Source organism: Lentisalinibacter sediminis, assembly GCF_040706615.1.
Taxonomy (GTDB): domain Bacteria; phylum Pseudomonadota; class Gammaproteobacteria; order Steroidobacterales; family Woeseiaceae; genus Lentisalinibacter; species Lentisalinibacter sediminis.
This window is the reverse complement of the sequence record NZ_JAPDRF010000005.1, coordinates 544,145-558,133: the sequence shown is the minus strand read 5'-3', so window position 1 is coordinate 558,133 and position 13,989 is coordinate 544,145. Positions and strand designations below refer to the sequence as shown.

General features: G+C 57.3%; 13 protein-coding genes. 7 read left to right on the top strand and 6 right to left on the bottom strand.

Annotated elements, in window-relative coordinates:
* The first annotated feature begins 46 nt into the window (after window positions 1-46).
* Together ACJMKX_RS13005 and ACJMKX_RS13000 are read left to right on the top strand one after the other, a co-directional pair.
* On the top strand, window positions 47-1,111 hold the full coding sequence (locus ACJMKX_RS13005) for an alpha/beta fold hydrolase (RefSeq protein ID WP_405226048.1): 1,065 nt from the start codon (window positions 47-49) through the stop codon (window positions 1,109-1,111).
* An 83-nt stretch (window positions 1,112-1,194) separates the two neighbouring features.
* Window positions 1,195-2,352: a glycoside hydrolase family protein gene (locus ACJMKX_RS13000; protein WP_405226045.1), complete on the top strand. Its 1,158-nt coding sequence runs from the start codon at window positions 1,195-1,197 to the stop codon at window positions 2,350-2,352.
* Window positions 2,353-2,764: 412 nt separating this feature from the next.
* On the opposite strand, the gene ACJMKX_RS12995 is transcribed toward ACJMKX_RS13000, so the two are convergent.
* Window positions 2,765-3,139, bottom strand: coding sequence for a hypothetical protein (locus ACJMKX_RS12995; RefSeq protein WP_405226043.1), 375 nt, complete (start codon window positions 3,137-3,139; stop codon window positions 2,765-2,767).
* A gap of 213 nt (window positions 3,140-3,352) precedes the next feature.
* Here ACJMKX_RS12995 and ACJMKX_RS12990 point away from each other — a divergent pair, with 213 nt between their 5' ends.
* Together ACJMKX_RS12990 and ACJMKX_RS12985 are read left to right on the top strand one after the other, a co-directional pair.
* Complete coding sequence (locus tag ACJMKX_RS12990; RefSeq protein WP_405226040.1) at window positions 3,353-3,907, top strand: hypothetical protein; 555 nt, start codon at window positions 3,353-3,355, stop codon at window positions 3,905-3,907.
* Window positions 3,908-3,928: 21 nt separating this feature from the next.
* Entirely contained in the window at window positions 3,929-4,495 is a 567-nt protein-coding gene (locus tag ACJMKX_RS12985; RefSeq protein ID WP_405226038.1) for an RNA polymerase sigma factor, read from the top strand.
* A gap of 394 nt (window positions 4,496-4,889) precedes the next feature.
* Here ACJMKX_RS12985 and ACJMKX_RS12980 read toward each other — a convergent pair whose 3' ends face one another.
* Complete coding sequence (locus tag ACJMKX_RS12980) at window positions 4,890-5,024, bottom strand: hypothetical protein (RefSeq protein WP_405226036.1); 135 nt, start codon at window positions 5,022-5,024, stop codon at window positions 4,890-4,892.
* Window positions 5,025-5,310: 286 nt separating this feature from the next.
* Between ACJMKX_RS12980 and ACJMKX_RS12975 the strand changes: the two genes are divergently transcribed.
* Complete coding sequence (locus ACJMKX_RS12975; RefSeq protein WP_405226033.1) at window positions 5,311-6,252, top strand: hypothetical protein; 942 nt, start codon at window positions 5,311-5,313, stop codon at window positions 6,250-6,252.
* Window positions 6,253-6,300: 48 nt separating this feature from the next.
* On the opposite strand, the gene ACJMKX_RS12970 is transcribed toward ACJMKX_RS12975, so the two are convergent.
* The gene (locus tag ACJMKX_RS12970) at window positions 6,301-6,765 is read right to left on the bottom strand and encodes a hypothetical protein (RefSeq protein ID WP_405226031.1); all 465 of its coding nucleotides are present in this window, start codon (window positions 6,763-6,765) and stop codon (window positions 6,301-6,303) included.
* Between the two features lie 690 nt (window positions 6,766-7,455).
* Here ACJMKX_RS12970 and ACJMKX_RS12965 point away from each other — a divergent pair.
* Entirely contained in the window at window positions 7,456-8,706 is a 1,251-nt protein-coding gene (locus tag ACJMKX_RS12965) for a pectin acetylesterase-family hydrolase (RefSeq protein WP_405226028.1), read from the top strand.
* Window positions 8,707-9,302: 596 nt separating this feature from the next.
* Here the strand turns inward: ACJMKX_RS12965 and ACJMKX_RS12960 are convergent.
* The 3 genes from ACJMKX_RS12960 to ACJMKX_RS12950 form a co-directional block, all read right to left on the bottom strand.
* Window positions 9,303-9,722, bottom strand: a complete 420-nt coding sequence (locus ACJMKX_RS12960) for a hypothetical protein (protein ID WP_405226025.1) — start codon at window positions 9,720-9,722, stop codon at window positions 9,303-9,305.
* Between the two features lie 68 nt (window positions 9,723-9,790).
* Window positions 9,791-10,282, bottom strand: coding sequence for a hypothetical protein (locus tag ACJMKX_RS12955; protein WP_405226022.1), 492 nt, complete (start codon window positions 10,280-10,282; stop codon window positions 9,791-9,793).
* Window positions 10,283-11,086: 804 nt separating this feature from the next.
* Complete coding sequence (locus ACJMKX_RS12950) at window positions 11,087-11,587, bottom strand: outer membrane beta-barrel protein (protein ID WP_405226019.1); 501 nt, start codon at window positions 11,585-11,587, stop codon at window positions 11,087-11,089.
* 1,640 nt (window positions 11,588-13,227) lie between these two features.
* Here ACJMKX_RS12950 and ACJMKX_RS12945 point away from each other — a divergent pair.
* A complete protein-coding gene (locus ACJMKX_RS12945) occupies window positions 13,228-13,923 on the top strand; it encodes a hypothetical protein (RefSeq protein WP_405226016.1) in 696 nt (231 codons plus the stop codon).
* Window positions 13,924-13,989: the final 66 nt, after the last annotated feature.

The following is a 13,989-nucleotide window of genomic DNA, read 5'->3' as shown; positions in this document are numbered from 1 at the left end:
GCGGCCGGCTAGCCTGCGGTCTCCTGACTGTTTCCGGAGACCCGCCATGACACGACTGATCCTGATCCTGTACCTGCCCCTGACCCTCGCCGGCGCTGCCCTCACCGCTCAGGCCGAAGAGTCGATACCGGGCGTTGCCTCGCATTACGGCGTGGTGGAGGTGGCCGACGGCTCACGCCTGACGACGATCATCAGCCGGCCGGCAAGAGATACTGAGTCGCGGCACCCGTTGTTGTTCACCCAGTGGGTCTCCTGCGGCTCCCTGGAATACCGGCCGGGCTCGAACTCGTCCGAGCTGCTCGCCGCACTGGCGCGTGATTCCGGGCTCGCCCTCGTGCGGGTCGAGCGTACGGCGCTGGACGGAACCGGCCCGGCCTGCGAGAACCTGGACTACGACACGGAGCTGGCACACTACACGGAGGCGTTCATACGCCTGCTGGAGGACGAGCGGCTCGATGCCGACCGTGTCTATCTCTACGGATCCAGCCTGGGCTCGACGACGGCACCTCTCGTGGCGAGCCGCCTCCAGGAGGCGGGATTCGATATCGCCGGCATCGTGGTCCAGGGCGGCGGGGCGGTCACCTACCTGGAACGCATGCTCAACTTCGACCGCATCTATCTCGAGCGGCGCCCGGCTGCCGTTGCCCCCGCCGACATCCACGACGAGATGCTCCGGCGAGCGAGGTTCCACTACGAGTATCTCGTACGCAAGCGTCATCCCGACGAGGTCGCCGGGGACAGCAGGCAAATGGCCGAAGTCCGCCAGGACATCCTCGGCATGGGGGACACGGACCACTACGGGCGGCCCTTTGCCTGGCATCAGCAGGCGGCGGCACACAACTTCCTGGCGGCCTGGGCCGGGCTGGATGCCCCGGTGCTGGTAATATTCAACGCATTCGACCAGTTCGAGACCCGGCACGGGCACGAGCTGATCGCCGATACGGTGAATCGTTTGCGGCCTGGCACTGCGACATTCGTCCAGCGCCCGAATGTCGGTCACGGAGGCAACCGCTACGCCACCATTGAGGACGCCTACGCGTGGCGCGACGGCACGAAGGCCTGGGAGGAAGAGGCGGCGATCATGGTGGACTGGCTGCGGGAGCGCCAGTGACGCATTGTGATTTGCCAGTTCAGGCCTGAGTTTGCCGCGAGTTCATGACGCACACGCAGCAAGCGCTTTCATCACGTAGACTCATGACGATGACTGCACATACGCTGAAATGCCTGCTGTCGGCCTTGCTCGTCGGTTTCGTCACCCTGTTGCAGGCCTGCGGCGGCTCGAGCGACACCACGACGCCGATGCCGCTTCCCGAACCGGACACCCGGCCATTCGCCCTCGGCTTTACGCCCTGGCCTTACGAGGCAAGCACTACGGCTGTTAATTTCGTATACACGGAAGCGGCGTCGCGCGGTGACTTTATCGCGCATCATCTCGATGGCGGTATACCGTGGGACGAGGCGCTCAACGGAACCCCTTACTCAAGCAACCTCGAAGCGGAGCTGAACACCCGGCTAAACAATACGCCAGCCGGCATGCGGGATTATCTCGCGCTGAATCCGCTGAACGGCGGGCGGGACGGGCTCGCAGAATACTGGGGCAATGCACCGAACGGCGCCTTGCCGCCGCCCTGGGACACACGTTCAATCAACGACCCGAACGTTATCGCCGCCTACACGAACTATGCGGCAGACCTGATAGAACGTTTCGGTCCGGACTACTTCAATCTCGGCATCGAGGCGAGCGAGCTTGCTGTGAACGACAGCGCTGCGTACGACGACCTCGTCGAATTCACGGCGGCAGTATCCGCAGAACTGAGAACCCGATTCCCGAATGTCCAGCTCATGATCAGCGTGGCGCTGAAGTCGCCGTCATCGTCCGACGCCGCGACGATCCGCGCCGAATTGCCGCGTCTGGTCGAGCACATCGACGTCCTCGGGATCAGCGTGTATCCCTACATCTTTTTCGAACATGCGGATCGCGGCGACCCGGCGAATCTGCCGACGGACTGGCTGTCGCAGGCAGCCTCGCTTGCAGGCGGCAAGCCGATCGCGGTCGTGGAGACGGGCTGGGCCGCGGAAACCGTCACGATCCCGGAATTCGCCGTGGACATCGCGAGCGATGCTGCGAAGCAGGCAGCCTACCTCGACGCGTTGTTCGATGCGGCCGAAACGCTCGACGCCCGTTTCATCGTCTGGTTCTTCCTTGCCGACTACGACACGCTGTGGAATCAGACGCTGCAGCAGGATCCCGTCGCGCGAATTTGGCGGGATACCGGCCTGTACGACGAAAATCTCAACCCGCGTCCCGCACTGGACCGTTGGACGTCGAAACTCGGCCTGCCGTTGGAGTGACGCTGAAGCTGCCGCAAGCCGCTTCCCGGGGACAATGATCCACCGTCGTGCGCTAGACACCATTTCCCGCCTGAATCGCGATGAACGGTTCTGCTTTGGAAAATAGCGGAATCTACAGCTAGTTAGCGCAGACGCTTGCCAAACGGCGATCATCTGGGCGAACCGGCAGTGACCGTGCCGGTTCAGGGATGATTTTGCCGCGAATCTGCGCGGAAGTTTGCCAAAATCGGACTCCGATGACCCTCGAGCAGCGAATTTAGGTCCGGACTAGACTCTGTAGCGGAATGTCCGCTTCTACTAGGAGCAGACGTTCGACCGGCCAGTTCCAGCGGAGGTAAATGGTCGGCAGTCGGCCACAAGCGGCCTTTCAATAGCGGCGAGCTTGATCTTGTACTCGTAATCTTCTGCCGCCCTAGTCCGCTGCGCCCTCAGACCCGAAGAGCTCGGCAATTCGTTCGCTTCTTGGTCTGGCTCTGACCTCTAGGGGCACAAAGAAGTGATGGTAGATGCCGATAGCCAGCACGAAGGGTACGGCTACTAATGTCGTGGCGTATGCAATTCCAAGCAGATTACGAATCTCCGCGCCGAAATATGCAAGGGAAGCAACCACTATCACCAACGCAACTATCTCACGGTATGAGTTCTTCCGGGATACCGATATCTTCGCAGCACATTCAGGGCAGCGAATGCTTCGTGCTGGGCCAAGAAACTGTTTTCGCAACCAACTAATTGTCGGGTTTTTGCAGTGCGGGCAGTCGAGTTTTTTCACTTCGCTCCTCCATTTCATGTGGAACGCCTCCGAAAACTATACCTCGCTACGATCTCACGCGCGAAACGTTAGTCCGCTTTGGGTCGATAGCGCCCAGTAGATCGAATTCGCTAACTCCGTCCGCTCTGCCCCTCGGAGCGGCCGCGTCATCTGCAATTGCAGCCCGTCGTCTAACATCCACGACGCAGGTGACACTAATCGGATACCACCCAGCAATCTGGAGAACAGCAAATGAGAATTGCGATTCCCTTCTTATCGTTCCTCACTCTGGCGATGGCTGCCAATGCAGCCGATCTGCCGGAAGGCTGGTACGAGATCGGCGACTCCGGTATGAAAAGCTACTCGGCCGAGGTCGTATCCGCAGGTGACCTGGATGGGCCGGCGCTGAGGATCCGCAAGCTGGAGGATGATTCCGGGACTTTCGGTGGAGTGGGCCAGATGATCTCCGCAGCCGAGTATGCCGGGAAGACGGTCAAGCTCTCCGGCTATCTGAAGACGGCCGACATCCAGAAGGGCTACGGAGGCCTTTGGTTCCGGGTCGACAAGGGCAAGGATGTGCTCGTGCTGGACAACATGAACGACCGCGGCGTGACCGGGACTATGGACTGGAAGCGGTACGAGACGATAGTCCGCGTCGATGAGAGCGCCACCCGGATTCTGTTCGGAGCCTTAATGTCCGGCACAGGCGAAATGTATGCGGACTCGTTCAGCCTGGAAATCGTCCCTGACGAAACTCCCACCACGGCGGAGTCGCTGCCAAAAAAGCCCCGAAACCTCGATTTCTGAGTGCCGTCCACTAGCGGCAACGTGGAGCGCGATCTGCTGGCCGCCGCCAAGGCCGGAGACGAGTCGGCACTCGAAGAACTGTTTTCGAGGCACCAGGATGATGTGTATCGCTTCGCGAGGCGCCTCACATGGCCCGACGCCGATCTGGCAGAGGATGTATCGCAGGAGGCGATGCTTGTCGCGCTCGAGAAGTTAGGGACATTCCGCGAACAGTCTTCCTTTCGAACGTGGCTTCTGGGGGTTGTTGTCAACGTCAGCCGTAATCGGCAGCGGAGCGAGCGGAAGCGGCACGCCCGCGAGGCTACGAGCACTCATGACGTGGACGGCATCGCGGGTCAGGCCGATGCATTGGCGGAGGCAGAGCAATTGGGCCGGATCATTGAGGCGGCATTCAGTCGGCTGCCCGCGGGTCAGCAGGAAGCCCTGTACCTTCGGGAGATCCCCGGGCTCACGTATGATGAAATCGCTGTGGCGCTTGGGATTTCGGTCAATGCGGTCAAGAATCGTATCCACAACGGCCGCCGCACCATGCAGGGACTGATCTCGGAGTCGCTGGGCGGCAGCTACGGTGCACGGACGGATGAGTAGAGGATCAGGCGCAGACGACATCGAATGGGAGGCGTTGGCAGCCCGTTGGAGAGCACTGGAGGAGGAGACTTCGGCGCCGCCAGAGTTGTCCACGCGTGTTCTCACTGCGGCACGTGCGCGACGCCGGCGGCGCAGGCTTGCGATTGCGGGGTCTTTGGCTGCAGCGATTGGTCTCGTGGCAATCCTTGTGTCGATGCCGTTCGTACAGGATCGACAGGCGCCGGAGTACCCGCAGGCAATAGCACCGGGTCCGCCGGTCGACGCAGACCCCTGCCGGGAGATCGACAGCTGCATCACGGCTGAATCACGGCTGGCCTATTTGACCGCGGTTGACGAGTACGCCCCCCGCAGGACACGGGAGAAGATCGACTCGTCCAGATAGAAGCGCGCGCTCTCAAGCCGCTTCGCGGCGGCTGAGTTCGCAGCGGATCGCCTCCTCGATGACTTGCGGGAAGGTGTCATAGTCTTCCGCCAGGTCAGTCAGGGAATCCCCGGCCTTGAAGCGATCGGCGAGAATGGCCGTCGGCACGCCCCTGCCGGCCAGAACCGGCGCCCGAAGGAGACCCGAGGGTCTATCTCCACGGGCTGCGGGTCGTCGGCCGAGACCGCCCTTCGGGTGAATGGGTAGAGCTTGATGGGCAGCCCGGACGGATCTCGCTCGATCCGCCGGAATTACGTGCGGATCACGGGTTCGATCTCGAGCTGGCCCTCTTGGGAGACATTTAGGTCCGGACTAAACTCTGTAGCGGAGTGTCTGCTTCTACCAGGAGCGGTCGTCCTCGATTAACTAGCATGCATTCCAGAGGGACTGTTTCGTGCTTCGATCTTTGAGATTGAAATGGATGTTTGCGGTGGGCTTCGTTGTCATCGTGGGCATCTTGCTCGTCAGCACCCGAACCGCCACGGATCACAAATACGATTCACGCGCTCCGAAACCGGCCGCAGGTGACCCTGAACCTGGCGACGGCAGCGGCCGGCTCGAACCTGAAGCCGTCACCAAAGGCCGAACAGAGTCCGCTGGCGGCCACTCCGAGCCCTGCCTGACAGTGTCGCAGCTTGAACGTCACCCCGTATTTGTCCGGGACATGGATCGGTTCCACGCAGTGAGTGACTCCGGACCGTCGATCGCATTGTATCGCGGCCTTACGGAACAACAGCTGCTCGAGTTCGCAGCCCAGGGGGATTCAGCGGCCATGGTCGTACTCGGTGCGATGTCAGTGATGCGGGCGAGGGAATGGCCCGAAGAGCAAGCCGTTCCCTATCTGATGCTCGAAGACCCGGACCTGATGTTCTATACGTTCAATCGGCCTCTATCAGAGGAGTTTCTCGGTCACATGGCACGGGCGAGGGAATGGTATTACAGAGCGGCTTTGCATGGACGCGTGATGGTTCTTCACCGCGTAGGAGAATCGCTGTCTCTCGAGAAGGGCGGTGCGGTAGAGCTGGGCTGGATTGAGGCAGAAGAGTACGACAGCTTGTCCGAGCAGGAACAGGCATCCCTAATGCCATCGAACATCTTCAGCATGCTGGCCTTCGAAGTCGCCCCTGGACTCAAGAGCGGTCCGCTTGGCAGGCTGATAGCTGACCTCATGTCGCGAAATGATCGGCAACGCGCTATCGTCGACCGACTGGCGAAGCGGTTTACTCGTGATCTGGATGAAGCCGGACTTGATCCGGTTTCCGTTCCCGAATCAACGGCCCCAGCGATTGAGGACTTGCTGGATCAGCTCTGTGAGAGCGAGCTGGATCGATTGTAAAGCGCGAAGGGTTCGCTACTCATCGGCCTGCCGAGCCTACGCGAGCGGTCATGGGCCGGGCCACTGCGCTAGTATCAGCTGGTTAACTGCATAGTGTATCGCTGCGGCGACGGCGAACGTCCAGAAATTCCAACCTCTTGCGATCATAGCGGCAGCGTAGACAAAAAAGGTATGGCCGACCGTTGCCAGTCCCAGCTTCGCTGAAACCCCCAGGGTGACGCTCATATACAGCACCCATGTCGAGAGCTCGGGGAAGGAGTTGGTAATGTCAGCGATTGCCTCGTCGTAGTTGAGCGAAACATTGATGATCGTCTCGGCAGCACCGGCGGCAGCCCCAACCAGTAATGCTCTCCTGAAATGACTGTCGAACTTGAGAAATCTGGCGGCGACGAAGACCTTGAAAGCTTCCTCAAGAATGGGAGCTCTCAGTAACGGAAATTCCGCTGCACTAAACAGGAGATGAATGGGAGTCAGTAGGACGTGATAGGCGAGAAAGCCGATCACGATCAGCAAGAACGCTGTGATCCATCGCGGAGGTCGAGTCATTCGATTGGCGAATATCCGAAGTGGTCGGCACCAGAAGCATAACCGTTGCTTCGCTCATTTGACCGTCGCGGACTTGACCGAATTGTCCGGCCGCCTGCCGAATCTGCTGGAGCTCAATCGGCAGCTTAAGTCATGAGCTTGCCGAGCAACGGATAAACCATAGGCTTGCCGTTCGGCAAGCTATTTGACCGGCAAGTAAATGCCGGTTCAGGGATGATTTTGCCGCGAATTTGCGCGGAAATTTGCCAAAATCGGAATAAATCGCCGGTCTGTCCGCAATTTGAGTTCTCACAACTCTTGCCGAAATCCGACTTTTCAACCAATAGATTGCCGAAATCGGACTCCGATGGCCCTCGAGCAGCGAATTTAGGTCCGGACTAAACTCTGTAGCGGAGTGTCCGCTTCTACCGGGAGCAGACGTTTGAGCGGCCAGTTCCAGCGGAGGTAAATGGTCAGCAGTCGGCCAGAAGCGGTCTCCTGTCATGCAGCAGCCCGGGCAGGACCGAAGGTAGCGTGACCCAGCTCTGCCATCGCGATGTCCGGCGGTTAACATAAGTACCGCTTCATCAATAGGGCTTGCTGGCCGACCGCTGTTGTCACGCCCACAAAACTGAGATAGCGTCAGACTCCGCAACTGACAAGAATAAAGGTAGAGGCATGAAATCAATCACTTCTTTGATCCTCCTGGCCAGCATAATTGGCACAGCATTGATCTTTTCCAATACGGCGAACGCTTCAGAGTGGGAGCGAATTGACCTGACCGGCCCATACGAAGTCGAAATCCCAGACGGAGATGGTGGAACGATATCTCGTAGCGTGCAGCCCTCATGTTCGGGCGGGCCCGTGAAGGATGATCAGTCCCCACTAGGTTTTCGCGCTGGCAAGTCTGACTACTACTTCTTCGTTCGTGCCGGCAATCCGAATCGAATTCTGATTGCGCTGGATGGTGGCGGCGCTTGTTGGGATGCGGCGACCTGCATCGGCTCTCCGCTTGCAGGGACCTCAACTTACACCGTAGAGCTTGATGAAACAGCTGAAGGTCTCGGCCAGGGGCAGGGATTGCTAGACATCTCGAACAAGGACAACCCCTACAAAAATTACACGCAGGTTTTTGTGCCGTACTGCTCGGGTGATATTCATTGGGGTAGCAAAGACGTAGAGTACGAACTGCCGGGATTACCGCCTATAGAGATCAAGCATCGCGGTTCCGACAATGTCCTGTCAGTGCTCAATTGGCTCAAGACGGAAGGCCGCAAGGAATACAACATAGATTTCGGCCGCGCACGGGATATTACCGTTACGGGTCTGAGTGCGGGTGGCTACGGCGCAACTCTCGCGTACCCCTATGTCGCAGAAATGGCGCCACGAGCGCGACTAAACTTGATCTCAGACGCGGCTATTGGTGTACAGACTCAGGCTTTTTATAATCAGACAATCTACGATGCGGGCGCGCCCGATGCTGCAAGCTGGGGTGTCAAGGATAGTCTTCCGCCCTTTGTGCCGGGTCTAAATGAGACCTTTTTGGCAACTACACCCGCAGAGGTTTTCACGCCTGCGCTCTTCGGGCTCCTCTCCGACTACACACCGGAAGGCAGCTTATCGGCGCTTACTCACGACTTTGATGCAGTTCAAGTCTTTTTCTATGCGCTCCAGACCGGACAGCTGGAAAATGGGGAGCCAACGCCTGTTGCGTTTGGTGCATGGAATGCGCAGATGAAAGCGATAACGGCGGCAGCGGCATCCAACCCCAACTACCGGTTCTTCATTCGTCAGGGATTCGAGCATACTTTTCTTGCCAACGACAAGCAGACCTATGAGGTGATGGGTAACGGCATCAGCGTCGCGGACTGGACTACCAATCAAATCAAGCCAGGCAATCGTGTCTGGGAAAACCTCGGCGGCATGTAACTAAAAGAGCCTGAGGCCCGCTGCAGCATTTGTGCTTTGCACGTGTGCTGTGGCGGGCGCTCCACAGTTTGCGTCTACCAAATAGAGGCTTCACGCAGACCCTCAGGGTCCGCTTCGGGTCGATAGCGGAGATCTTACCTCAGCGAGCTGCAATGGTCGCTTCCCGACCATGCGCAGACGTCATTTCCTATACGGCCAGTCAGGTCTGTGGTTTTATCAGAGAATGAATGCGCGACACGCAAAGCTGGAGACTCGTCCCCGCATCTTCGCAGCCGTGCGACGACGGCACGATCGCGGTTTCGGAAATCTCCGGATTTCGAATGGTTTGAGTGCGGGTGGCGGCTATGTTCGAATTTAGTTGCTGCCCAGCATATTGGTTTACAAGTACGACGGAATCTCGCCTATCTGGATGGACCCGGGAATCCGTGATGAGGAGAGGCAGCTTTAGCTTGCGTCTTCTACTGGAGACATTGATTGACGTAGTATCGATGCCGGAGATAGCACACATATAGCATACGTCAACGCTGGGCTTGCTCGTGAAGCGACCTCGCAGCTCCCGATACCCGACTAAGACCCCACAAATCCCGCGGTCGCGGCTAGTCGACCCAGACCGCTATCCCTTGGACTATTTCTACTTCTGAGGAGCTAACAACTGTTCCGCCACCGTAAACGGGGACCCCGACTGTTTGACTCGATGTGTCTCGTCCAGTCAGCACAACAGCGTTTGCCCCCACCTTTGCCGCTTGCTTCTTCAGTTCATCAACTGCGTAGTCGAGGCGGTTTTGCTGCGTCCATCCGGAATCCGATGACGCTTTCACGACTGCAATCTGCTGCGCTTCGTCGGGCATCTCCGTCAAAATGCGGACCTCTGTATGGTCTTCGATCGCGGATCTGGGGTCCCCCGTGACAAGGGCGGATCCCGAGGCGCACCCAGCGTTTGAAACGGCGAATAAAAGCCAAACAAAGACCATTACATATTTCTTCATCAGTTCAACCCTCAGCAAGAAGGTGCTCACTGCGGACATCTGTCCGCAGATAGATTTAACAGCCAACCCAGCAACGGCTATTGGCTGCGCGCGGGCCGCTAGCGCGGGATCACCTTCGCCAGGTCATCCGCGATCTCTTGAGCGGCCTCATGCTGGTTAGCTTTCATCGCCTGATTGGTAACTGATGATCGAATACCGAAGCCATGGCCATTCTGCCATGTCACTCCGGTCACAAGTTGGCCAGTGTCAACCGAATATATCAGCGCATTGGCATTCTGCGGCCTTCCCTCGTCATCATTTGTCGACCTGACGATAAGTACAGCGTCGAATCCGGCATCAACGAGCGGTCGGCGTTGCTTCTCGCTGACTAAACCCATTGGGTCCGTTCCGCTGTTGGCAGGCGAGACAACGAAGCCTCGCGAAGACAGGCTCAGGCCGACACTGTCGGCTAGCACGCTATCGCTGACAACGGCGATCTTGGTGATGTGCGTACCATCGTGCGTACCTCCCGGAACAACGGTAGATTTGCTTGATGCGCAAGCCGCGACAGACACAGCTAGCATTAATATCGTCGTGGATTTAATCGTCATGCGTAGTCTCGAAGAACTAATCCGTAGCTGAACCGTAATTTGTCCGGAAGCGATTGGCAGGACGCTAGTCACAGAACCGGAGGCCATTCGCAGCTGCTATGCAAGGATTGTGATCGCAATCACAGGAACCGAAAAGAAGAAACAAGCAGCGCCAGCTGGAGGAAGTCGGCTTGGGCGGCGCTGCGTCGGAGAACGCGCGAAGTCGGCCTCTGCCGGTCGCTGCGGAACGCCCAAACGTGTCAGTTCGCGCTCTAGGCCCGGGGGGCAAGGGCAGCCGAAAGTACCATGCGACCATTCCTGCTTTAAGGCACCCAGCAACAAGCGCGGCGACCGTGCCGCTCACCGCAGCGGAGTCACGACTCCGCGGCTTTCTACCTCTCGGATTGGGAAGCATCATCGCAGGAGCTTCAATTTCGCCGTGTCACATAAGCATCCACCTGCAAGAGATTGCTCAATCGCAAGCCTCCCGGTCAAGGCGATTTTCTTACATTTGTGTTTCGGGCGGCGGACTTAGGAAATCCTTCCGAGCACCCGAGCGGAACTATCAATTGAGTACGGTCGTCAGCTGAGTCGCGTCTTCAATTTCCGTAAAGTCGCGCTTGGAATAGGTCTTTCGGAACTGGATTCGGACCTGCGCTAAAGGCCTTGGAGATAAGCGGGCTCTTGAATGAGCCGCCCCCTGACGATGACTCGATTCAAGAGCTCGCCCGCACGACCCGCAGGAGGCGAAACTTTGAGACCGCTATGTAGCGGTCTCTGAATCTCAAGACTGCGCTGCGGGCCGTGCAATTAGCGAGACGAGTCCTAGAAAGCGTACTTGAAGCCAATGCCCCAGGCATCGGTACCATCATAAGTTTCGTAGGCCAGCTCGCCCCAAAATTGCTGTGTGAATTTATATCCTGCACCGCCGCCAACGCCGAATTCCCAGTCGTCTTCCGAGACAGAGAAGCCGCCAGCAGAGGCAGTCACCTCCAAGCGAGCATAGGACGGGTTCGCGAACAAATAGAGCCCGGACTCAAAGGTGTATTGCCCTCGTACACTAAGTGCCAGGAAATTGTCGACTTCGACGTCCACACCTAAGACTGTATCGTCAGCGATGCCGAAACCGAGACGTAGTTCAGGAAGGAAGCTGAAATTCCCCTCACCTTCGATTAGGTAGCCGATTGATCCATAGATTGCGCCGAGATCCACCTCAAGACCATCTTCCTCGTCGGACAGGTTGACGTATCCACCACCAGCGACCCACTGGGCAGAAGCTGGAACTGACACCGTCAGCAACGCGATTGCGAGAATGAGTTTCTTCATGAAAGTGCTTCCTTCTAATCGGTGTGATGAGTTGCGTGCAATCAGCGGCCATCACCGTGGCCGCATCCTGCGACGAACAGTGCTAGCGCTTGCGTGTCCAAGTTTCCCGTATCGGTAGGTCGGAAAGTCTCATTAATGGGCATTTCTGCTCAATAAGGGAGAGCCACATGGCAAAGTCGAACTATGTGGTCCAAATCCGCCAGTTACCATTAAGGCTAGAAATGTAGTCAAAGAAAGAGCAATAACAGGGAAAATTCGCGGGAGACTTTACGCTCGCCACATGCGGCATCGGGGTGACCTGCACGGCCCCGGCCCTGTGCTTCAGGCCTGATTTGAAGTACGGGGGAAGAGTCAACTAAGGAAATTGGCTCTCTGGAAATGTGAAGGTATTAGTCGTTTTGTCTTGATTGCTCCGGTTAACCTCAACGCTGGGACTGCCTTTGAATACCGGTGCCGCCTATGGGTTGCCGCTACGAGTTCAGTTGTCGCGACTGCAATTTGACTGCTGAGGTTAGTGGGGGACCAGATCGAGGATTCTACGTCGAGACGCAGACAATCTGGTGTGCGAAGTGTCACCTGCTGCAGGATGCGACTACAGCTGAGGATCGGACAGCTTCTCCTTTCCCTCCGCTCACCTCACAGTTCACGACGGTAGCACCTGTCTGCCGAGAATGCGGAAGCTGCGACGTGAGTTTCTGGTCATCTGGTCAACCTTGTCCGCGGTGTGAAGGCACGGTCGTCCGCTCTAGCGAATGGACCATACTCTGGGACTAGACTCCGCCTTTTCGCCCTGAACATGCGAAAAGCGAAGCCTAAGGGTACGATCGTTGTCCTTGCGCTCATATGCCCTTCCGATGTCGAGGAAGCTGAGCCGTTATTCCGTACTGGCGCAAGCGGTATCGTGCGAGAGTTTGATGGAGCGGCGCGAGAATTGAAACAATCGATAAGGGCTTCCGATACGAGACGCCGTTTTTTTGATGCTTCTTCGTAAACTGCGGATACTAAGAGCTCAGGCGGAGGCGGCCTCGTTTGGCGCCCAAATGAGGTGCTATAGACTATCCACGCAGTGGTCAGTCAACGGAGCCTTCTGGCAATTCCGGGCTCCTCTAGGATTGAGCGGGAAGACGCGAAGTCTCATTTGGCTTGGTATCCGATATTCTTGCCGACGAAGCCTATGCAATTGGTCCAAGAAGTATCTCACAGTAGCTTGAGGGATTATTTTGGGAAAATGGCCCGGCCTGCGGCCAGAACGTCGTGTTCGCGTTGGTCCTTGATAAGCCCGAAAGAACTTTAGCTGACACATCCGAATGAGTAAACGCGAGTCAATAGCACGCTCATTACAAGCACTGGCGGGAACCAGAAGCCTCAGGAAGGCTGGTCGCTCTCTAATTGTGCTCAAGAGTGTAAGAATCGAAAGCAACAATGCCCGACAGAGTTGCGAACTCTGCGGTACAACGTTTAAGCAGGGGGCTTTGGTCAAATTTGAGTCGACCGGTGGGCGAATTGTCGTTGGAGGGAAGTGCCTAGAGTCACTACTGACAGGCTATTTCGACAGTAGATGCAGAAACCCGATTCCGAAGCGCCAGGTCACTGCGAGGCTGCAGAAGATATACACCACTCAAGCCGATCCCAAGAGTTGGTTGGCCTGGCTGATCGACAATGCTCCTGAGTCAATGGCGCCCGACGTCGCTTTACTCCAATTTCTTGGGAAAGCGTCGTCCGCAAGCAGCCTTACGAAGCTAATTCGGTATCACGACAGGCACCGAAAACTGTTGTCGGACGCCCTTTTCTCACCCTTTGCTTTTGTCCGCATCAATCTCAAGCTCCCCAAGCTGATAACGCTCAATGAATACGATAGCGTCTGCAAGAGACACGCACAGAAAATCGACATTGAGGCTGCAAAGACCATTGTCTCGAACTACGCAAAGACGGCCCACGGTGGCGCCGGGAAAGGTACGGTTGCCACAAGGACGACAAACCTCGAGACTGCCATCCGGCTCGCCGTCGAAGCATCACAGAAGGACCTAACTAGACCGGTTTCCGCGAAAGGTTTTGAGCGAGCCCAATCTGCAAGAGAAGGAGACCAAATTTGGAATCCAAAACTGGGAGTCGGGAAGCTGGTCAGCCGGGAAGGTGACTTTGGTCTAGTTCAGCTTCCAAATAAGCAGAAGACCAAGAGCCGATTCGCCTTAGAGTACTGGTACACGCTCAACGAAAAATCGGATTCCGCCGCCGATAGGACACTCCAGAAAGGAGCCCGTGCCTTCTTTTCACTGCTGAGCCTCAAGGCTTTGGAGCGCCAGAACCGAATCTCCGAGTTGAATAATCAATTTTGACTCTTGTCATCGTTGATTTACCGTAACCTCACCGCAGCAGCCACCCTTGGTGTGGCTCTCCCGCCT

Bases quoted from the DNA above. Each gene is read 5' to 3' on its own strand.
- ACJMKX_RS13005 (WP_405226048.1), top strand. From the start codon at position 47: ATGACACGACTGATCCTGATCCTGTACCTGCCCCTGACCCTCGCCGGC.
- ACJMKX_RS13000 (WP_405226045.1), top strand. From the start codon at position 1,195: ATGACGATGACTGCACATACGCTGAAATGCCTGCTGTCGGCCTTGCTC.
- ACJMKX_RS12995 (WP_405226043.1), bottom strand. From the start codon at position 3,139: ATGAAATGGAGGAGCGAAGTGAAAAAACTCGACTGCCCGCACTGCAAA.
- ACJMKX_RS12990 (WP_405226040.1), top strand. From the start codon at position 3,353: ATGAGAATTGCGATTCCCTTCTTATCGTTCCTCACTCTGGCGATGGCT.
- ACJMKX_RS12965 (WP_405226028.1), top strand. From the start codon at position 7,456: ATGAAATCAATCACTTCTTTGATCCTCCTGGCCAGCATAATTGGCACA.
- ACJMKX_RS12955 (WP_405226022.1), bottom strand. From the start codon at position 10,282: ATGACGATTAAATCCACGACGATATTAATGCTAGCTGTGTCTGTCGCG.
- ACJMKX_RS12950 (WP_405226019.1), bottom strand. From the start codon at position 11,587: ATGAAGAAACTCATTCTCGCAATCGCGTTGCTGACGGTGTCAGTTCCA.